The sequence below is a fragment of the Clostridium sp. genome (assembly GCF_022482905.1).
In the GTDB taxonomy this organism is placed as follows: domain Bacteria; phylum Bacillota; class Clostridia; order Clostridiales; family Clostridiaceae; genus Clostridium_B.
Genome location: NZ_JAKVOI010000001.1, coordinates 1,904,264 through 1,925,621, shown reverse-complemented (window position 1 = coordinate 1,925,621; position 21,358 = coordinate 1,904,264). Strand labels below are relative to the sequence as shown.

The window sequence follows — 21,358 nt, the reverse complement described above, 5'->3', positions numbered from 1 at the left end:
TCATATCCGGAAACGTGGTAAAAGGAGAATGTAAAAATAGGATTTGATTATTCTGCCATATTGTTCAGCATTTTATAAAGAAGTTTATATAGTTCCCTTACTTCTTCTACCTTAAGTTTCACACACTTTCCAACTTGTGCGGGAATTTCAACTGCTTGATTTTTAAGTTTATCTCCATGTTCAGTTAGTGTAACCAGTAGGTTTCTTTCATCATCTTTTGAACGGGTACGTGTAATGTATCCTTTAGATTCCAGTTTTTTTAAAACCGGTGTCAGGGTACCAGAATTGAGGTAAAGATATTCTCCAAGTTCCTTAACATTCAACTTTTTTCTTTCCCACATTACCATCATAGTGATATATTGTGTATATGTCAGGTTCATTTTATCAAGAAATGGTTTATACTTTTTAACTATTTCCCTTGCACATGCGTAAATTGGGAAACACAATTGATTTTCTAATTTTAAAATGTCATATCTATCTTTCACAATATATGTACTCCATCCTTTTATAGTATTATTGTATTATATACAATTAAATTTGTCATTTTTCTACAAAAACGATTTTGCAAATTGACTTACTTTCTTTAAATCAGCAGCATCTGGTTTCCCCTTATGAAGAGGGCCGAATGAACCTTTACAGTGGTATTCTCTGTCACTTACATTTATTCCTTTTTTATCTGCAAGTTTTTTTATTTGTGAATAAGTGGACTTAATGATTGCTGCGGTACTGAAATTTACAATCTTACCAACATGAACATCTACATCCTCAATAAATTTTTTAACCTGGACATCCACGCCTGCAGCATATACAGAGCTTCCAAGAAACAGTACATCCACATCATCCGCTAGTTTTTCGTTTACTGTTTTTGCTTCTACACCTACCGCTTCTGCTATGGCATCTGCCAGTTTCTTTGTATTGCCTGTCTTTGTATAATATCTTACTGCTATTTTTATCATATTTTCCTCCTTCATTGCAAACAATTAAATTGTATACAATTTAATTGCACTTGTCAATAACTTTTCAAAATTGTTTGTGTCAAGAATAAATTCAACTAAAAGTGTAATTTTTAAAAATTACACTTTTAGTAATTGCAATAAAATTCCTCCTGTGATATGATTACATCATAGCAAATAAAGTTAATTTTAGAAAGGCACAATATTTTATGAAAAAGTTGAGCGAATTAGTTGAATTAGTAAGTGGATCTCCCCAATTTAGGATTACTGAAGTGTTTGATGAGAAAACACCGCTTTTTACCTATTATAGTCAAACGGATTTAGCAGATGATCTGGCAGGTATTGTTTCAAACGGTGCTGACAATAAACAAGTCAGAACCAATGATAAAGTAAATACCTTGTGCCATGGTGATGTGGTGTTTAGTTTAATCACGGGAACTGCAGCGATGGTAAGAAAAGAGCATGAAGGATATGTTTACACGCAAAACTATGTTAAGCTATTACCTGGCAATAACATTGATCCCAAGTTTTTGGTCTATCTTATTAATGAAAACAAAACAATCAAAAAACAGTTTGTATTGGGACTGCAGGGTTCGCAGGTTTTAAAATATACTCTCAAGCAGCTTAAAGAGCTTAAAATGCCGAAAATGCCTCCCATAGATAAGCAAAAAATTATAGGACAAGTCTATTTTAATCAGTTAAGGCTGCAAACCCTTAAAAATAGGGCAGCAGAACTTGAAACAAAAATCGTATTATACAAGTTAGAGGGGGCAAGTGAGGGATGAACGAAGAGCAATTTGAAAGTGAACTAATACAATATATTACCAGTGGAACCATAACTAAACCTGAACACCTGGAAGGAACCAGAGATTTTATGGTTAGTGAAAAACCTGCCGATTACTGTGTGAAAACAAAGCTGTGGAAGTATGAATCAGAGATTAAAACTACAGAAAAGCTCTGGGATAACTTCAAAGAGATTCTTGAGAGGCACAATCAAAATACACTTGATCATCCACTGAGTATTGTGGAATTTAATCAAGTTAAAAAGATTATATCTGATATTCAAACACCATATGAAGCTGGACAATTTTTATATGGACTCAATGGTGTATCACAGATCGAGATTGATTTGGATGACGGTCGTCACGTATTTTTAACAGTTTTTGATCAAAAACAAATTGGTGCCGGAGATACAGTGTATCAGGTAGTTAATCAAATTGGACGCCCTGCAGTTATCGCAGGGAAACAAAATCGTCGTTTTGATACTACACTTCTTATTAATGGTTTGCCTATCATACAAATTGAAGAAAAACGTGATACACATGATGTCAATGAAGCGCTGAATCAAATGCATCAATATTCCGAAGAAAACCAATATGGTGATATATTTTCCACATTGCAGATATTGGTGGCAATTACGCCAAATAACGTGAAGTATATGGCAAATACCACGCCGGATAAGTTCAATAAGGATTTTGCTTTTAACTGGCAGCGTAAAAGTGATAATACTATTGTTCGCAATTGGAAGGAGTTTGCTGATTCAATGCTAAGTATTCCAATGGCACATCAGATGGCTACTAATTATATGATTCTGGATGGCACAAAAAACAAACAAATGTTAAAGGTAATGCGTCCGTATCAAGTATATGCCACTCAGAATGTAATTGAAAAATTAAAGCAAGTTGATTTTGAACTTGGTACGAATAAAGTGGGTTATGTTTGGCATACCACTGGTTCCGGCAAAACTATAACCAGCTTTAAAACAGCCTGGCTTGCAAGCCGCATGCCCAAAGTTGACAAAGTTGTCTTCGTAGTAGATAGAATTGCTTTAACGAAACAGACAAATGAAAATTACAGGGCCTATGACCCGGATGCTGGTGAAGATATGATTGGAAGTGTTCAAGATACCAATAATACTACTGATTTAAGCCGTAAATTAAAGAGCAAAGATAATAGTATCATTGTTACTTCTGTTCAAAAACTTGATACTTTAGTGAAACGTAAATCTTTTAAAGCACCTGATAAAAATATTGTATTTATCGTGGATGAGGCACACCGTTCAACTGGCGGCGAAAGTTTTGCAAAGATACAAAAGGCTTTCAGGAAATCCGCCTGGGTTGGTTATACAGGGACACCCATGTTCGATGAAACTACCAGCGGTTTGCGAACTAAAGATATTTTTGGACCACTGCTACATGCCTATACTATTCGTGAAGCAATTGCAGACAGAAATGTTTTAGGTTTTAAAGTGGATTTTGAAACCACCATTGATGAAGAGCAGATGAAAACCAAATATCTGCCAAATTTCTACCGGGAACGCTATTCGAAGTGGACTGAACGACAAATTAAAGATAAGATCAATAATCTAAGTCAGGAAGATATGGATGACGCGGTTGAACCAAGCTTTTATGATGAAAATCCGGATCATATCAAATTAGTAGTTGAAGATATTTTCAAGAACTGGAGAAATCGTTCAAATGAAGGTAGGTATAATGCCCTCTTTACCACTCATGTTGGCGGCGGGAAAGCCAGTACTCCAATGGCAATGATGTATTTCAATGAATTTCAGCGGGTAAATGATGAGAATAGAAAAAGTGGTGGTCAGACATTAAAAGTAGCAGTTACATTCAGCCAGAACGCATCCAATAATGATAGTATGCTTGCCGCCAATCAAGGTTTATATAATGCTATGGAGGCCTATAACAAAGAATTTGGTACAAGCTTTGGAATGGATGATGCAGCTGGATATACACAAGATGTTACTAGTCGTTTGAATAAAACTGCTACAGATAAGAACTTCCTGGATATTGTGATTGTGGTAGATCAGCTTTTGACTGGATTTGATGCACCGGAACTTAATACACTTTATGTAGATAGAACACTTAAAGGAGCCGGACTTATTCAAGCCTATTCAAGAACAAACCGTATTGCTGACATGCAGGAAAAACCCTGGGGGCGTATTATAAATTATCGCTGGCCTGCTCAAAATGAGAAGCTGATGAATGAAGCTCTCGCAATTTATGCCAATAAAGATTCCGCAATTTTATCAGAAAATGAGCAGCGTAAATCCAATCAAAAAGATGGTATTATCGCTAAACCTTTTGAAGATGAGTTTAATGAAGTTAAAAAGTTTGTTGAGAAATTAGACAGCTTAACTAATGAATTCCAGCAATTACCATATTCTGAGAAACAAAAAGAATATATGTTTGATTTGCTGCGTGATTATAATGCTGGCATGGCTAAATTAAAACAATATACCCCTGAAGAAGTTGATGGAAATACAGTAGGTTTCAATTACGACAACCCTGATGAATTAGTTGAAAAATTAGGTATGACAAGTGCTCAGGAAACCATGCTTACCACAGTTTTAACCAATGAGCTTAAACAATATATGTCAAAGAAAAAGAAAATTCCTTTTTATCAAATTGAGTTGAAAATGACCCATGTGAAGGATGTGAAAATAGATTATGATTATCTAACTGAACTGGTTGAACAATTATTAAACCAGGTGCATGAGGGCAAGAGCCAGGAGGCGCAAGCTACGAAAGAGAAAATTGATCAGTTTGCCACTGGTTTGGAAGACAGAAATTATGCTGTAAAGGTCATGAATGCAGCAATCGCTATTATTAAAGGGCATTTTCCACCGGAAGGCTTTAATCTTAAATATCCAGTAAAATTGAGAGATAGTGAACAAATTATTCAAGCGGCCAACAATGTCAGCCTTGATAGAATGTTCCTGGATTTTCGGGTGAAGTGGGGAATTACAGATATTATCACAAGTGCCCAGATGCGTGAATTATTTAGTCATCATCGTTATGGTATGCAGGATTTAGATGATGCTGGTCAAATACGGGATATAATTGCCAAAGCAAGCGTTGACTATAAGACGTTGGCACATGACGAAAAGATACAATCTTTGTCTAAAATCAAGTACCGTAATGGTTTGCGTAAAGCCATCTATGAATTGGCTGATGAGCATGCTGAAAGCTAATTTATATCTAATAAAACTTTAAAATTAATTATTGAACTGCTAATTATCAATTGACAGTTAAGATAGGAGATAAAATGGATAAAAATAAAGCTAATGTACCTAAAATAAGATTTCCAGGATTTACCGACCCTTGGGAACAGCGTAAGTTGGGTGAAGTTGCTGAACGTGTTACTCGAAAGAACAAAGATTTAGAGTCAACATTACCGCTAACAATTTCTGCACAAGATGGATTAGTAGACCAAAACATGTTCTTTAATAAGACTATTGCGAGTCGTGATGTAAGTGGATATTATCTAGTGAAAAATGGTGAATTTGCTTATAACAAATCATATTCAAATGGTTATCCTTGGGGTGCAGTTAAACGTCTTGATCGTTATGATATGGGCGTATTATCAACGCTTTACATCGTTTTCAAGCTAACTGATGTGAATAGTGATTTCTTGACAAAATACTATGATACGACATACTGGTATCATGAGGTTTCAAAACACGCAGCTGAGGGAGCAAGAAATCATGGCCTATTAAATATTGCCGCTTCAGATTTCTTTGAAACAGAATTAACAATACCAAAAGATAAGGCTGAACAAGAGAAAATCGGACGATTTTTCAATAATATTGACCAACTTATCACCCTTCATCAGCGTAAGTTAAACCACCTGCAGGATAAGAAGAAAGGTTTGTTACAAAAAATGTTCCCTAAAAATGGCGAAAATTTTCCAGAACTTCGTTTCCCGGGATTTACTGACCCATGGGAACAGCGTAAGTTGGGGGAGATTTCAGATAAGGTAACTGAAAAAAATACGGAAAATTTTTATAATGAAACTTTTACTAATTCAGCAGAGTTTGGTATTGTCACCCAAAGATATTTTTTTGACAAAGATATCTCCAATACAAAGAATTTGAATGGATATTATGTAGTTCAAAACGATGATTTTGTTTATAATCCACGAATTTCAAATTTTGCCCCTGTGGGACCAATAAAAAGGAATAAATTAGCAAGAACAGGTGTAATGTCGCCACTTTACTATGTATTCCGAACACACGATATTGATAAAACCTACTTAGAGCATTATTTCGATGCAACTTGCTGGCATAGATTCATGAAAATAAATGGAGATTCGGGAGCACGTGCTGATCGTTTTGCGATTAAAGATTCTGTTTTTAAAGAAATGCCAATACCATTTCCCAATTTGGAAGAACAGAAAAAAATTGGATACTTCTTTGAACAATTTGACACTCTCATTACGATTCATCAACGTAAGTTAAATCATTTGCAGGAACAAAAGAAAGCATTACTACAACAGATGTTTATATGAAATAATTTAAAAGAAAGGAATTAAAACAATGAGCAATAATCTACAAACAATTACAAGTAAACTTTGGGCTATGGCAAATGAACTGCGCGGCACAATGGATGCATCAGAGTACAAAAACTATATTCTGGCATTTATGTTTTATAGATATCTTTCGGAACATCAAGAGCAGTATTTAGTGAAAAATAATGTTATTGACATTGCAGAGGGAGAATCTATCAATGATGCTTATCTAAAACAGGCGGCAGGTGCAGATTTGGATGACTATTTACAGGATATTTCATCAAGTTTGGGGTATGCAATTGCGCCAAATGATACATGGGAGTCTTTGATTAATAAAATTAATGATTCACAAGTTATTCCCAGCGACTACCAGACTATTTTTGATAACTTTAATAAAAATGCGGAATTAAATAAAGAAGCAGTGAAGGATTTTCGTGGTATATTCAACGATATTAACCTGGGAGATTCACGTCTTGGAAGTTCTACAAATGAACGGGCAAAATCACTTAACAATGTAGTTAAATTAGTGGATGAAATTGAATACAAGGGAGATGATGGAAAAGACGTTCTAGGTGAAATCTATGAATATTTAATCGGTAAATTTGCTGCAAGTGCTGGTAAAAAGGGTGGGGAATTCTATACACCTCATCAAGTAAGTAAGATTTTGGCTAGAATAGTCACCAGAGGTGTAGAAAAATCAGATGAATTTTTCAATATATATGACCCGGCAATGGGCTCGGGTTCCTTGCTGCTTACTGTTGGACAAGAATTGCCTGATGGTACTCCTATGAAGTATTTTGGTCAGGAGTTGAATACAACAACGTATAATCTGGCTCGTATGAACTTGATGATGCACAATGTGTCTTATAACAATATGACACTAAATAATGCTGATACTCTGGAAAACGATTGGCCGGATGGACCAGATGGAAAAGGGATTGACCACCCGCGCAGTTTTGATGCAGTAGTTGCAAATCCGCCATATTCTGCGAAATGGGATAATGATAAAACCAAATTAAAAGATCCACGTTTTAGCGATTATGGGAAATTGGCACCGGCCTCAAAAGCAGATTATGCTTTTGTATTGCACGGTATATATCATATAAACAACACTGGCACAATGGCTATTGTTTTGCCTCACGGTGTGCTGTTTCGTGGTGCAGCAGAAGGCAAAATCCGTCAGACTCTCATTGAAAAAAATTACCTTGATACGGTTATTGGCCTGCCAGCTAACTTATTCTATGGGACAAGTATACCTACAATCATTTTAGTATTTAAGAAGAATCGTAAAACTAAAGACATATTATTTATTGATGCAAGCAATGATTTTGAAAAGGGAAAGAATCAAAATAACTTGAATGATGAAAATATAGATAAAATCATCAATACATTTAAGGAACGCAAAGATGTTGATAAATATGCCCATGTGGCATCAATTGAGGAAATCAGGGAAAATGAGTTTAACTTGAATATTCCACGTTATGTTGATATTTTTGAAGAAGAAGCTCCAATTGATTTGGAAGAAGTAAATAAGCAGTTAGAGCAAGACAATAAAGAAATTGCAGAACTTGAAGCAAAGATTAATGAAAAATTGAAGATTTTAGGTGTAAAAATTTAGATTTGCTGGTGCTGGGAACAGTGTAAGTTAGGTGCAATTTCAGATAAAGTAACTGAAAAGAATACGGATTTCAAACTTTTTCCCGTTGGAACAATAAAAACGGGAAAATGGACGAGGTGTAGAATATGAAATTATATAGAAAGATATAATTCACCACTTGGAAAAATAACATTGGTGAGTGGTGGTAAGTTCCTTACGGGATATGCAGGCGACATAGACAGAAAAATAGAGTTATTAAAGATAGAAAGGGAATATCAGGATTTTTTCTATATTCCGAAAAAAGGTACGGCATTGTAATATGAAACCAACGAAGTTAGACAATGATATTTTAGTTAATATGGTATAATAATAGTAAAATAAAGAATATACAGGAAGGTGATTTATATGATTAATAAGGATGTCTTAGTAAAAAAAATTGAAACATTACCACCTTACTTATTGCAGGAAGTAGCTGATTATATAGATTATATAGAATTTAAAAAAAATAGAAAAAGCAACTTAAAGATAGATGATATAACATTAGCAAGTGAAGAGAATCTAGCAAAAGATTGGCTTAAACCTGAGGAGGATAAAGCATGGAAAGACTTATAAAGGGTGACGTAGTCGTTGTACCTTTCCCCTTTTCAGATTTATCGCAATCGAAGAAGAGACCGGCCTTAGTATTAGCTGATCTAGAAGGATATGATTTAATTCTTTCCCAAATAACAAGTCAAAATGTATTTGATTCATATTCAATAAAATTGAAGAATAGTGACTTTGAAGAGGGATCATTGATAAAAAATAGTAATATCAGACCTAATAAGATATTTACGGCTGACAGGGATATAGTTTTGTATAAAATTGGGCATTTGAATGAAGAAAAAATAAAAGAGGTAACAGATAGGGTTATTAGAATCTTCGTAGAAGGCTAAAAATGAAGTTATAAGTGAAACTTATTATATAAAAGATTTTTAGGACAGTTTGTTCTATATAACAATATGACGTTAAATAATGCCCATGTGACATCAATTGAGGAAATCGGGTAAAATGAGTTTAACTTGAATATTCCACGTTATCACGTTATGTTCACACTTTTGAAGAAGAAACTCCAATTTATGTGGTTTTGGACTTCGAAGAATTCACTAAAGAAGCTGTATCTGAAGAACAGACCCTTGATAGGATTGCAGATAAAATTATTGAAGAAAATATAGAAGCTTTTAAGGAACTGAATCATAAATAGGTACTTACTTTTATAGTAGATGTTTATTATTATGTTTGAGAAAATGGCGATACTATGAATTCCACAGTGCTTATCGAGACAGTTAAACGGATAAACGAATTTAGAAGTATGATTATACCCAATTTTAAACTGGTCGAATTCGATCAGTTTAAAATTGAATTTGGAGCTGATACATTTACTTTCCAACACTTGCTTGGGAACAGCGTAAGTTTGAAGATTTTACAAAATTATCACAAGGGCTACAGATTGCAATAAGTAAAAGATATACAGAAAATATAGATGGTAGTAAATACTTTTACATTACAAATGAATTTCTAAATCCTAAAAGCAATAAAAAATATTACATTAAAAATCCACCTAAAAATGTATTAGCAACAAAAGATGATATATTAATGACTAGAACGGGAAATACTGGGAAAATAGTTACAAATGTGAGTGGTGCCTATCATAATAACTTTTTTAAGATTGATTTCAATCATTCAAAGTATGACAAAATGTTTTTGTATTATCTTTTAAATACAGTCTGTATACAAAAAGAAATTTTATCTAGAGCGGGAACGTCTACAATACCAGATTTGAACCATTCTGAATTTTATACTATTAAAGTAGTGTTACCAAGTTATGAAGAACAGAAGAAGATAGGCACATTTTTTATTGATCTTGACGATCTTATCACCCTTCATCAGCGTGAGTCATTTCTGATAATGATTTCCAGTTAACTTAACCCTGACAATGAACGCATAACCAAATCTACGTCTTTATTTTCAAGTTCCTGAATGATATGTAAATAGGTTTTTTGGGTTGTTGTCATACTAGCATGCCCTAACCTTCTGGCAACACTTGCAATTGACACACCGGCAAATAACAAAAGAGAGGCATGGGTGTGCCGTAATCCGTGAATTGAAATTACTGGAATCTTTGCATTCTTACAGTGTCTTGTTAATATATCATTAACAGTTGAATTATATACTTTGTTTTCTGTAAATATAGGTTTATCTTCCGGCAATCCCTTTAGTAACTCAGAAAACTGAATTACTGTTTGCCAGTCTATTGCTACTTTGCGTACAGAGGATTGATTTTTTGTCGGAAGAAAGCCGCCGTTTCCTTTATAATTCCATGTTTTACTAATTGAAAGAATCTGATGTGAAAAATCAAAATCTTTAGGAGTAAGCGCCAATGCTTCCGAAAATCGCATCCCGGTTTTTGCAACTAATAGTATAAACCAATCCCAGTTTACTTCAGACTTTAAATCAAGATTGCTTAATAGAGTATGCAGCTCAAATTGATTAAGATATTTTGTTTTTTTATCTTTTGGAGGTTTCCCTTTGATTATTGCTTTTCGCGTAGGATCTCTATCAATTAGACCTTCATCCACCGCATCCAAAATTGCGGCTTTTAATTGATGATGAAAATCCATTGTTGTCTGACGTTCATGCCACGCAGCATAGTCATTAAGTAATTGCTGGTAAGTTATACGATTCAAATCGGAAATTATAAGATTTGGAATAAGTTTTTTGAGCCACTTTTTCGTCATAAGATACTTATCCATGGTTACTTTTCTTATAGCACCATCTTTGTATACTGTAATCCATTGTGAATAATATTGGTAAAATAAATCGGTTCCTTTTACTTTTTTTAACATCAATAATTCCTCCCTCTATTACAACATTATAGCCAGTTAATTGACTGTTATAATAGTATTTGTTTTTATATTTTAGTATAGAATGGAAATCAATGAACAGGTATGGAACTTACAAAGCAGGATATAATATCTTTGACATTTACTTCCATAATAAGTGGAAACATAGGAATTGCAGATAAGATAATCAATAGATAATGATAAAATATCCAATAAGCTATTGAATGCATTAAATGGAAAGGGAGCTTTTAGGAGATTTAAGGATGCAGTCATAAGATTTAATGTAGAAAAAGAATGGTATAAATTTAAGGATTTGGAAATTAATAGGTGAATTTTGAGCCGAGCCTGAAAAAATTTTACATACTTTTTGATTATTCTGCCATGCTAATTTTATTCAAAATGAAGATGGAACTAATTATTTATTTAAAAACATAGTCTAATACATTTTCAATTAGACAATTTAGAGTTTCAATATAAGCTTCTTGAATAAATTTTTGGCTGTTAGCTTGAAAAATAGCAATTGCTTTCATGTAATTAGCAAAAATTCTCCAATCACATTTTGGAGAAAGTCCAGTTATATGACTTAAAATCCAAGTACTTGTTTTCTCATCGTTGGTATCATTAATAAAATATTCTTTTGGCCAACGAGTATTTAAGATTGCAATTTCGTCTTCATTCAAATATGTAAATAGGTTATTATCATTAAAAACGATTTTTTTTAAATATTTCTTGAAGGATATTCTATCCAAATACCCTTCTTTATCCAGCAATTTCTGAAATTCATTTTTAACACAATCTCTCTTATGCACAATGATTTCATGTACAAATTCTTCTTTTGTAGTAAAAAAATTGTAAAATGTTCCTTTGGAAATTCCAGACATTTTTGTTATGTCTTCAACAGAGGTTTTTTTATATCCATATCGCTTTATTAGTTCAAATCCATTTTCAAGCATCTGCTTCCTTAAAGCTGCTCTTTTTTCCTCATCAAATATTTGAGGCATAATTTTCCTCATTCCTTTTTATATGAATTAATAGTTGGTTTTAGTCATTTATAAAATATCATACAATTTTTATCTTGTCAAACACTTGACAGCCAGGTTATATAATGCTAACCTAAAATCATTAAATGACTAAATATATAAAAATAGTCATTTAACAGAGGAGGATTATATTATGCAAAATAAAAAACATAATGTTATTTCAGGTATTATTTCTTTTGCAGATGGATATAAAAAACAAATGAGTTTGTCTGCTATTTTATCTATTTTTAGTGTCGCAGCAGGATTTTTCCCTTATGTTATGACGGCTAAAATATTATCAGATATGATACTTTCCACAGCAACTATTCATGATATTTTGCTATGTTCAGTTTTAATAACAGCTGGTTACCTGCTTAAAATCGTTTTTTATAATTTAGCAACCGCATTATCTCATAAATCCACCTATGAAATACTTAAAAATATTCGTATAGCTATAGTAGAAAAATTATCAAGAATATCTATGGGAGATTTGCAAAGTCAGATATCTGGAGATTACAAGCAGCTTATTATGGATGATGTGGAAAAATTAGAATATCCGTTGGCTCATGCTATTCCAGAGATTATTTCTAATGCACTAGCTCCAATTATTGTAATAGTTTATTTGCTAACAATAGATTATCGTATGGCTATTGCTGGCTTAATTTCTATATTTATCGGGATCTTAATTATAGCCATGATGATGAAAGGAGGAGCAATGAAAGTATTTAAAGAATATAATTCGGGCAGTGCTCTTTTAAATTCAACTACTATTGAATATGTTAATGGTATGGAAGTGGTCAAAGCTTTCAATCAAACAGCATCTTCTATGGAAAAATTTAAATATGCAGTAAATAATTTTCGAGATGTAATGACTAAGTGGTTTGCCCACTGCTGGCCTTATTTGAGTGGATATAATGTTATCATGCCAGCTAGCATAGCTTTTGTTTTGCCTATAGGCTCAGTACTTTATCAACATGGGGTAATAAATATTTCGGATTTTATAATGTGCATGGTACTATCTTTAGGAATTGCACCTCCACTAATGAAATTAGTAGAATTTACTGATAATCTACCAACAATTATGTTTATGGAAAATAAAGTATATGATATTTTATCAAAAAATGAATTAGAACAACCATTAAATGAGGCTTCCATATGTAGTAATGAAGTTGTTTTTCAAAATGTTACATTTGGTTATGAAAAAAAAGAGGTTCTTCATTCAATATCATTTTTAGTGAAACCTAATGCTACCACCGCATTAGTTGGACCTTCAGGTTCAGGAAAATCTACAATCGCAAAACTAATCGCTAGATTTTGGGATGTTAATGGGGGAAGCATATTAATAGGTAGTGTAAATGTTAATACAATACCAATTAAACAGCTTATGGATAACATTAGCTTTGTATCTCAGGATAATTATTTATTTGATGTATCAATTCGTGAAAATATAAGATTAGGAAATTTTCAGGCTACAGATAAAGAAGTGGAAGAGGCTGCTGAAAAGGCTGAGTGCACAGAATTTATTTCACGATTTTCAGAGGGATATGATACAAGAGTTGGTGATGCAGGAAACCGTTTATCGGGGGGAGAACGTCAGAGAATTGCTATTGCAAGGGCTATATTAAAAGATGCTCCGATTATTGTTTTAGATGAAGCCACAGCATTTGTGGATGCAGAAAGTGAAGATAAGATACAGCATTCTATTGATAATCTGACAAAAAATAAAACCTTGATTATCATTGCACATAGATTAGCTACCATTGTTAACTCAGATAATATAGTAGTTCTTGAAAATGGGAATATTGTATCTCAAGGTACACATGGTGAATTGCTGAAGAAGTCTGAACTTTACAACTCAATGTGGCAATCTCATATTGGTGCAAGAAGCTGGAGTATGAATGAAGGGGGAAAAACAATATGTGGAAAATAGTAAAGAGAATTTTAGATCTTTCCGGGAATTATGCCAATAAAATCAAGGTAAGTTTTTTATTCTGCTCTGTTGATGGAATTTTTGAATCATTTCCTATTCTAGCAATATTTTATTTGTTTGATGGTATTGAAAAAGCTATAGGAGAAAATATACAGCTTTCAAGTAATACTATATGGCTTAGTATAGGCATATTATTTTGTGGCCTGATTGGAAGAATTATTTTTAAATATTTTGCATATCGATTTCAGGGAACAGCAGGATATAGTATGGTAGCAAAAGAAAGACTAAAAATAGGGGATCAACTTAGAAGACTTCCTATGGGATTTTTTAATCAGAACAATCTGGGGGAGATAACAACAACAATTACAACTGATTTGCAGTATATAGAAAAACACGCAGCATTTCTATTGGATAAAATTTCAAACTGTACTATAAATGTATTAGCAACGAGTATTATTATTTGCATCTTTGATTTGAGAATAGGGATATTATTTATAATAGGTCTTTTATTATCATTAATAGTTATAAATATAATGCAAAAAAAATCCATACAACTTTTTCCAAAACAAAAATTTGCTGAGACAGAAGCAGTTTCTGCAACACTGGAGTTTATTCAAGGCATATCAGTTTTTAAATTATTTAATATAGGAAGTAATCATACTAATCGTACAAAAAAGGCTTATGAAACTTATGATAAAAAATCTTGTGAAATAGAATTAAAGTTTGTACCATTTAACATTTTATTTATGAGTATTCTTAAAATTATATGCGGAGTAATTATATTTACTGCAGCTTATTTATCATTAAATGGACAAATGTCTGTTGTGAAGATGTTGATAATTGTTATTGCAACATTCAGTATATTTGCTCCAATTGAAGCAATAGGCGGTATATATAGCATGATGCATATGTTGGAAGCATCTCTTAAGCGAGTAGAAAAAGTTAAAAATTTTCCTGAAATAGATAGAGGAGCAGGTAATATTCCTATTTTAAAACATGATATTGAATTTGAAAATGTTTCTTTTGCATATGAAGACAAAAACAATATTTTATCTGATTTAACTTTTAAAATTCCTGAACGCACAATGACTGCTATTGTGGGAGTATCAGGCTGTGGGAAAACAACTATTATGCGTATGATTGCAAGATTTTGGGATGTTCAGTCAGGCTCAGTAAAAATAGGTGGAGTTGATGTGAAAAATATGACTTGTGATAGTTTGCTTCAAAATATTACAATGGTATTTCAAAATGTTTATCTTTTTCATGATAGTATTTTAAATAACATTAAATTTGGAAATCCAAATGTATCAAGAGAAGACATAATAAAAGCAGCAAGGAAAGCTCGTTGTCATGTATTCATAATGAACCTGGATGATGGCTATGACACGGTTGTAGATGAAGGAGGCGGAAATCTTTCTGGCGGTGAAAAACAGAGAATATCCATTGCACGTGCTATTTTAAAAGATGCTCCAATAATACTTCTGGATGAAGCGACTTCCAGCCTGGACCCAGAGAATGAACAACAGATACAAAAAGCCATAAATGAGCTTGTTAGAAATAAGACGGTGGTTGTCATTGCTCATAGACTTTCTACAATTCGAGATGCAGATCAGATTCTTGTAATGGAGAATGGAAGAGTTGCTGAACATGGAACACATAAGCAATTGATTAAAAAATCGGGTACTTATAAGAACCTTTGGGATGCTAGAATGCATGCAGCAGATTGGACAGTTCTAAATTCTTGACAATACATAAAATTAGTACTATAATTTAGAAAAAATTAAATTTAGGAACTATGACAGGAATCAAGTAAATATATGATATTTAAAGAGAGTGATGTTTGCTGCAAATTCACAATACTCATATATTGAAAACTCGTCCTTGAGTTATCGGTTGAAATACAAGTAGGCTGTATCGGGTGAATCCGTTATTTTATAAAGAAAAAAATTTGGATGGTACCGCGGTATTGTTTCTCGCTCCAAGAGAAGCAATACCGCTTTTTTATTTTGATGAAAACCTAATATTGTAAAAGTAATGCAAGGGATAAGTAAATATGGATATACTTTTAAAGAGAGTGCTCATGGTGAAAAAGCACATTTATACTGTATTGAAACTCGCCCTTAAACTGCAGTCTGAAAATTAGTAGGATTCTGCCGGCAATGATGCCGTTAAAATATTCAAGCTATAAATTTGGGTGGTACCGCGATAGACCTTTCGCCCCATGGAAAGGTCTATTTTTTATGCTTAATTTTGGAAAATAATTTTTACTGGCCAGTGAAATTATATATTAAAAATATTAAATTTTTGTTTACTAAATGGAGGTATTTTAATGGAAGAAGTCAATTATATTTCTGAAAAAATGGATTATGTTCCAATATCCAAATTACACTATAAAATTTTATGGCTCATCGGTCTTGGAATATTTTTAGATGGATTTGATGTATATCTGGCAGGTGGAGTTTTAGGTGTGCTGTTAAAAAGTGGATGGTCGAGCATAAGCTTAAATGCTGTTTTTATTTCTGTAACTTTTTTAGGACTTTTGATAGGGTCGCTTATCACTGGACTTTTAGGAGACAGTTTTGGACGTAAATTTTCTTATCAGCTGAACCTTTTGATATTTGGTGGAGCATCCCTTGTAGCTGCATTTTCCCCAAATATGATTTTTTTAATAGCCTGCAGGGGAATAATGGGAATTGGACTTGGTGCTGAAATTGTTACAGGATATGCATTACTTGCAGAATTTGTGCCTTCAAAAACCAGGGGAAAGTGGGTGTCCATGCTTTCGCTTATAACAAATGTTTCTACACCGGCGGCTGCATTTCTGGGATATCTTATAATACCACGGTTTGGCTGGAGATGGATGTTTGTATTTGTAGGTGTATTTTCCGTAATTGTATGGTATATGAGAAAAAGTATGCCTGAATCCCCAAGATGGTATGAATCCAAAGGAATGGAAGAAAATGCACAGCATGTTGTAAATATATTTTACGATGAGGCAGAAAAGGAAGCTGATAATTCTATAGCACAACCTAATGTCATAAGGAAGGAACATAATAAAGAATCGGGGAAGTTTAGTGATTTATTCAGTAAAAATATGATCTCGAGAACTATTGTAGGTTGTGTAGTACTGATTGCAATAAATACTTTGATATATACTTTTGTAAGCTGGGCACCTACATTTTTCCTGAGAAAAGGCATAAATGTTTCTAAATCATTAGGATATACAACTATAATGATGATAGGTGCACCTCTTGGAGCGTTAATTGGGAGTTTTATTGTGGACAAATTGGGGCGTAAATGGTGTCTTACTGTATTTATGCTTGCAGCAGGAGCACTTGGATATGCATATGCTTCACAAAATACTATGGATGTAATATTGACTATGGGTTTTTTCCTCACTGTAATTATATATATACTTCTTACACTCGGACTTGCTATCTATGTCCCGGAACTGTTTCCTACAGACATAAGACTTAGAGGTTCAGGATTTTGTAATGCAGTAGGAAGGCTGGCAACTATATTCAGCCCTTATGGAGTAGCATGGATACTTAAAAACTATGATACCAGAACTGTTTTTATAGTGCTTGGCTGTATACTTGTAGTAGTGGCATTTGTTATTGCTGTGTTAGGAGTTGAAACAAAACAGAAATCTTTGGATGAAATTTAAGTGCCTGACTTTTAAACTTGATATTTTACAATAGTATGCTATTATTTTTGTAGATAATTAGAATGAGGAGGATAATTAATATTATGAAAGATAAAGACACTTTGCTAACACATGATAATCTCCATATAAAGCCGGATACTGAAAGCGACATTTATATGGAGTAATAACAAAAAGTCGCTTGTTGTTCCGACTTTGTTATTTATATTATTACAAAGGAGGACAAAAATATGTCTTTAATAAATGTTACGAACCTAACATTTGCCTATGAAGGTAGTTATGATAATATTTTTGAAAATGTAGGCTTTCAAATTGATACAAATTGGAAATTGGGATTTACCGGAAGAAATGGAAGAGGAAAAACTACTTTTCTAAATCTTTTACTTGGGAAGTATGAATATAATGGAAACATTTCAGCTGATGTGACTTTTGAATATTTTCCTTATAAGGTGAATGAACAAGAAAATTTTGCAATAGATATCATAAGGGAAATCAGTCCAAATTCAATGGATTGGGAAATAATTAAAGAATTATCATTATTAGATATGGATTCGGATGCTTTATACAGGCAATTTTATACACTATCTAAAGGAGAGCAGACCAAAGTATTGTTAGCCGCTATGTTTTTGAAGGAGAATTCTTTCTTGCTTATTGATGAGCCTACAAATCATTTGGATGCTCAAGCTAGAAAAAAACTAAGTAATTACTTGAAAAAAAAGAAAGGATTCATTCTGATTTCACACGATAGGTATTTTCTGGATAATTGTATTGATCATATTTTGGCCATTAATAAAAGTAATATTGAAATACAGAAGGGAAACTTTTCTTCATGGTGGAGAAACAAAGAATTACAAGATGGTTTTGAACTGGCAGAAAACGAAAGATTGAAGAAAGATATTAGCTGGCTTTCCAGTTCGGCAAAACGTACATCTGCATGGTCAAATAGTGTTGAAAGCAGCAAATATGGAACTACTAATTCTGGGAGTAAATTAGATAAAGGATATGTTGGACATAAAGCTGCAAAAATGATGAAGCGTGCTAAAAATATAGAAGCCAGACAACAGAACATGATTGAGGAAAAATCAAGGCTTCTTAAAAATATTGAATCTAACGAAAGCTTGAAAATAGCACCGCTTACTTTCCATGATAAAAAGCTTGTGGAACTTGCGGATCTTTCAATTCAATATGATAATAGAATTGTCTGTGAAGCAGTAAGCTTCACCATAGAGCAAGGTGAAAGAATTGCTATTCAAGGGAAAAATGGAAGCGGAAAATCAAGTATATTGAAGTTGATTTATGGAGAAGACATCCCGTATAATGGAATTGTGAGAAAAAATCGTCAGTTAATTATTTCGTATGTTTCACAAGATACATCAGATTTATATGGTAACTTATCCGAGTATGCAGAGAAGTATTGTATTGAAGAAAGTTTATTTAAATCAATTCTTAGAAAGCTTGATTTTTCAAGAGAGCAGTTTGAAAAGAATATCGAGGATTTTAGTGGAGGACAGAAGAAAAAGGTATTGATTGCAAAAAGCTTGTGTGAACAGGCACATTTGTATATTTGGGATGAACCGCTGAATTTTATCGATGTCATTTCCCGTATGCAGATTGAGCAATTGTTGATTGAATATCAACCGACAATTTTGTTTGTTGAGCATGATATTGCATTTTGTGAGAATGTTGCAACAAAAATAATAAAATTGTAAAAATAGAAATAGTAATTAATATGTTTAATACGAATATATAAGCAACACATAATAGGCCCTCTCAACTAAAAAAGAGGGCTGATTTTACCATTTGTAAATGAGGCGGTAGATGGAATTGGTATGCTCCCATCTACCGATAAGTAATCTCATGAATACATATATTAAGCTATAGGTACTCTATATCCAAAAGAATGCCATACCCCAAAATTATCCTTTACATTTATGCCTCGCTGGCCTCCTGAAGCTGCATCAGCATAATAAGGATAACTTTTATCCTCTGTATAATGTCTAGTGTAATTGCCGGAAAAAATTACAGGTACCGCATCAAAATGTATTTTACTGCTGTTTACCATAAGCACGGCAGTTGTTTGAGTGGAATCCCCGTAATTTGATTCATGGGTCTGCTGGACACTGCTTTCAGGTATAAGCATATCAACATCTTCCTGTAGTGCTTCTACAGTTTCCCGGCAATTTGAGCATTCTCCGTTTGCCGATGGTATGCACAGGCGCTGGCCTACCCTCAAATAATTTGGATCAATACCCGGATTTGCCTCCAGTATACTGCCTATACTCACGTTGTATTCCCGGGCAATTTTATACAGGGTATCACCTGGCCGAATTATTCTTGGAGTATAACTTGGCATACAAGCTGGTATGCATATAATCTGGCCTACCTGAAGATAATATGGATTTATTCCGGGATTTGCAGCAATTAACCTTTCCAGACTTACTTCCAATCTCTGTGAAATACTGTATAAAGTATCACCTGGCTGTATGGTATAAGGATAATGATTTGCAGAACACTGCCTGTAATAATTATATCTCATAAAAATTTTCCCTTTATAAAATTAATATGGAGATTTATCTCTCATTTACCATACTATGCCGGAAAATATATTTTGTTACCGGGAAAGTTGTTTATATAAGTGATGTATTAGGCTATAATATAATAAAATATTATTTGCTGGAGAATTATTATTGAGAAAATAAATCAACAAAATAGCTTATTTGATTAATGGGACTATTAAATGGAAAAGTAAAAATATGCCTAAATGGATTGAAAAAATTCTAAAGTGAAACTAGCTTGGTATGTTGATATTGAGCTAGTTTTTGTGTGATAGAGGAGGATATATTATGAAGATTTCAAAGAAAGATGCGCTGAAATGGTTTGAATTTTTTTCAACACTGCCTGAGGAAGAGGAAATTATGACAAAACAGCAGGAGATAGTTTATTCTGCTTTTGCACAAATTGAGGCAGCCGTTGATAATAGAAATGATATATTGATGTCGAACATTAAGAGTTTGAAAACTTTGAAGAACAGAACTTTTTTTGTGGGAAATGAAAGTAAATTTCCCCAGGGGTGTCGTTCCTGTCTGCTGGGTACTGGTCTGAATGCAATCAGAAAAACCAACAAGTGTAACATGGAGTGTAAGTTCTGTTATGATTATGGAGAGCTGGAAGATATTCCTCCAATTGGCGAAGGTATGTGGGAAATTGGAGGCACAAGATTTTATGATAAGGATATTGATCTGCTTCTTTCCATTCAGAAGAAACCCACTGGCATTTGCTATGTTTATTTAGAGCCATTCATGGAAATTGAAAAATACTATCCGGTAATAAGGAAATTTAGTGATGCTCAAGTTCATCAACATCTGTATACAAATGGTATTTTAGCTACAGAGGAGACATTGAAAGCATTAGGTGAAGCCGGCCTTGACGAGATACGTTTCAACCTGGGTGCTTCTGAGTGTTCAGACAAGGTGATTGAAAATATCGGAACAGCGAAAAAATATATTAAAAGTGTAGGTATTGAAACCCCAATGACTCCCGAGTTTTTCGAAATTTTTTTTGAAAAAAAGCAGGCCATCTTGGATACAAAACTTGATTTTATCAATTGTGCAGAATTACATTTAAATGAGAATAACATAAACAATTATTATGGGGAAGACATGTATATTTCCAGGCAGGGATACATATCTCCAATTTGGAGCAGAGAATTAACTCTGAAATTCATGAAAACAGCCGATGAAGAAAAGTGGGATTTAGTGGTTCATGATTGCTCGAACTATACAAAATTTGCCAGGGATTTGAACCTGAGCAGCAAAGAGGGCAAATGGTTCGGAGCCAGTAATTATGCCTGTGAGTTTTCCAGAATTCCATATGAAGCATTTTTACCCATACTGGGTGATGACAATTTCAAGTTTTTAAGTGAAGAAGAATTGCCTGAGGGTTATAAACCGGGTGAGATGATTTTTTAGAAGGATTTGCTGTTTTGGTTTTTTTGAAATGCCAGCAAAAT

General features: G+C 33.4%; 18 protein-coding genes and 2 other annotated features. Of the genes, 13 read left to right on the top strand and 5 right to left on the bottom strand.

What is annotated here, in order from left to right:
• Window positions 1–47: 47 nt before the first annotated feature.
• Both LKE46_RS09480 and LKE46_RS09475 read right to left on the bottom strand, forming a co-directional pair.
• Window positions 48–485, bottom strand: coding sequence for a MarR family winged helix-turn-helix transcriptional regulator (locus tag LKE46_RS09480; protein ID WP_291721109.1), 438 nt, complete (start codon window positions 483–485; stop codon window positions 48–50).
• 63 nt (window positions 486–548) lie between these two features.
• Complete coding sequence (locus LKE46_RS09475; protein WP_291721106.1) at window positions 549–956, bottom strand: flavodoxin family protein; 408 nt, start codon at window positions 954–956, stop codon at window positions 549–551.
• Between the two features lie 206 nt (window positions 957–1,162).
• Here LKE46_RS09475 and LKE46_RS09470 point away from each other — a divergent pair, with 206 nt between their 5' ends.
• The 8 genes from LKE46_RS09470 (at window position 1,163) to LKE46_RS09435 (ending at window position 9,816) form a co-directional block, all read left to right on the top strand.
• On the top strand, window positions 1,163–1,738 hold the full coding sequence (locus LKE46_RS09470) for a restriction endonuclease subunit S (protein ID WP_291721102.1): 576 nt from the start codon (window positions 1,163–1,165) through the stop codon (window positions 1,736–1,738).
• Window positions 1,735–4,944 (top strand): type I restriction endonuclease subunit R, encoded by a 3,210-nt coding sequence (locus LKE46_RS09465; protein ID WP_291721099.1) that lies wholly within the window; start codon window positions 1,735–1,737, stop codon window positions 4,942–4,944. The genes LKE46_RS09470 and LKE46_RS09465 overlap by 4 nt, the downstream gene beginning before the upstream one ends.
• A 74-nt stretch (window positions 4,945–5,018) precedes the next feature.
• A complete protein-coding gene (locus tag LKE46_RS09460) occupies window positions 5,019–6,260 on the top strand; it encodes a restriction endonuclease subunit S (RefSeq protein WP_291721095.1) in 1,242 nt (413 codons plus the stop codon).
• A 28-nt stretch (window positions 6,261–6,288) separates the two neighbouring features.
• Window positions 6,289–7,878, top strand: a complete 1,590-nt coding sequence (locus tag LKE46_RS09455; protein WP_291721093.1) for a type I restriction-modification system subunit M — start codon at window positions 6,289–6,291, stop codon at window positions 7,876–7,878.
• A 174-nt stretch (window positions 7,879–8,052) separates the two neighbouring features.
• On the top strand, window positions 8,053–8,175 hold the full coding sequence (locus tag LKE46_RS09450; protein ID WP_291721090.1) for a hypothetical protein: 123 nt from the start codon (window positions 8,053–8,055) through the stop codon (window positions 8,173–8,175).
• 87 nt (window positions 8,176–8,262) lie between these two features.
• On the top strand, window positions 8,263–8,469 hold the full coding sequence (locus tag LKE46_RS09445; RefSeq protein ID WP_150358254.1) for a DUF2281 domain-containing protein: 207 nt from the start codon (window positions 8,263–8,265) through the stop codon (window positions 8,467–8,469).
• Window positions 8,454–8,789: a type II toxin-antitoxin system PemK/MazF family toxin gene (locus LKE46_RS09440; protein ID WP_106011074.1), complete on the top strand. Its 336-nt coding sequence runs from the start codon at window positions 8,454–8,456 to the stop codon at window positions 8,787–8,789. The genes LKE46_RS09445 and LKE46_RS09440 overlap by 16 nt, the downstream gene beginning before the upstream one ends.
• Window positions 8,790–9,270: 481 nt before the next feature.
• Entirely contained in the window at window positions 9,271–9,816 is a 546-nt protein-coding gene (locus LKE46_RS09435) for a restriction endonuclease subunit S (RefSeq protein ID WP_291725640.1), read from the top strand.
• Here the strand turns inward: LKE46_RS09435 and LKE46_RS09430 are convergent.
• Window positions 9,813–10,739: a site-specific integrase gene (locus LKE46_RS09430; protein WP_291721076.1), complete on the bottom strand. Its 927-nt coding sequence runs from the start codon at window positions 10,737–10,739 to the stop codon at window positions 9,813–9,815. The genes LKE46_RS09435 and LKE46_RS09430 overlap by 4 nt on opposite strands.
• Before the next feature lie 416 nt (window positions 10,740–11,155).
• The gene (locus LKE46_RS09425; protein WP_291721073.1) at window positions 11,156–11,737 is read right to left on the bottom strand and encodes a TetR/AcrR family transcriptional regulator; all 582 of its coding nucleotides are present in this window, start codon (window positions 11,735–11,737) and stop codon (window positions 11,156–11,158) included.
• Window positions 11,738–11,909: 172 nt separating this feature from the next.
• Here LKE46_RS09425 and LKE46_RS09420 point away from each other — a divergent pair, with 172 nt between their 5' ends.
• The 4 genes from LKE46_RS09420 (at window position 11,910) to LKE46_RS09405 (ending at window position 19,058) form a co-directional block, all read left to right on the top strand.
• Entirely contained in the window at window positions 11,910–13,685 is a 1,776-nt protein-coding gene (locus tag LKE46_RS09420) for an ABC transporter ATP-binding protein (RefSeq protein ID WP_291721070.1), read from the top strand.
• Window positions 13,673–15,430: an ABC transporter ATP-binding protein gene (locus tag LKE46_RS09415; protein WP_291721066.1), complete on the top strand. Its 1,758-nt coding sequence runs from the start codon at window positions 13,673–13,675 to the stop codon at window positions 15,428–15,430. Before LKE46_RS09420 ends, LKE46_RS09415 begins: the two co-directional genes overlap by 13 nt.
• 41 nt (window positions 15,431–15,471) lie before the next feature.
• Window positions 15,472–15,669, top strand: a binding site (T-box leader).
• Window positions 15,670–15,710: 41 nt separating this feature from the next.
• Window positions 15,711–15,910, top strand: a binding site (T-box leader).
• A 104-nt stretch (window positions 15,911–16,014) separates the two neighbouring features.
• Complete coding sequence (locus tag LKE46_RS09410; RefSeq protein ID WP_291721063.1) at window positions 16,015–17,352, top strand: MFS transporter; 1,338 nt, start codon at window positions 16,015–16,017, stop codon at window positions 17,350–17,352.
• A 227-nt stretch (window positions 17,353–17,579) separates the two neighbouring features.
• Complete coding sequence (locus tag LKE46_RS09405) at window positions 17,580–19,058, top strand: Lsa family ABC-F type ribosomal protection protein (RefSeq protein WP_291721060.1); 1,479 nt, start codon at window positions 17,580–17,582, stop codon at window positions 19,056–19,058.
• Between the two features lie 161 nt (window positions 19,059–19,219).
• Here LKE46_RS09405 and LKE46_RS09400 read toward each other — a convergent pair whose 3' ends face one another.
• Complete coding sequence (locus LKE46_RS09400; protein WP_291721056.1) at window positions 19,220–19,885, bottom strand: LysM peptidoglycan-binding domain-containing protein; 666 nt, start codon at window positions 19,883–19,885, stop codon at window positions 19,220–19,222.
• Between the two features lie 307 nt (window positions 19,886–20,192).
• On the opposite strand from LKE46_RS09400, the gene LKE46_RS09395 reads away from it, so the two are divergent.
• On the top strand, window positions 20,193–21,317 hold the full coding sequence (locus LKE46_RS09395; RefSeq protein ID WP_291721054.1) for a radical SAM protein: 1,125 nt from the start codon (window positions 20,193–20,195) through the stop codon (window positions 21,315–21,317).
• The last annotated feature ends 41 nt before the right edge of the window (window positions 21,318–21,358 follow it).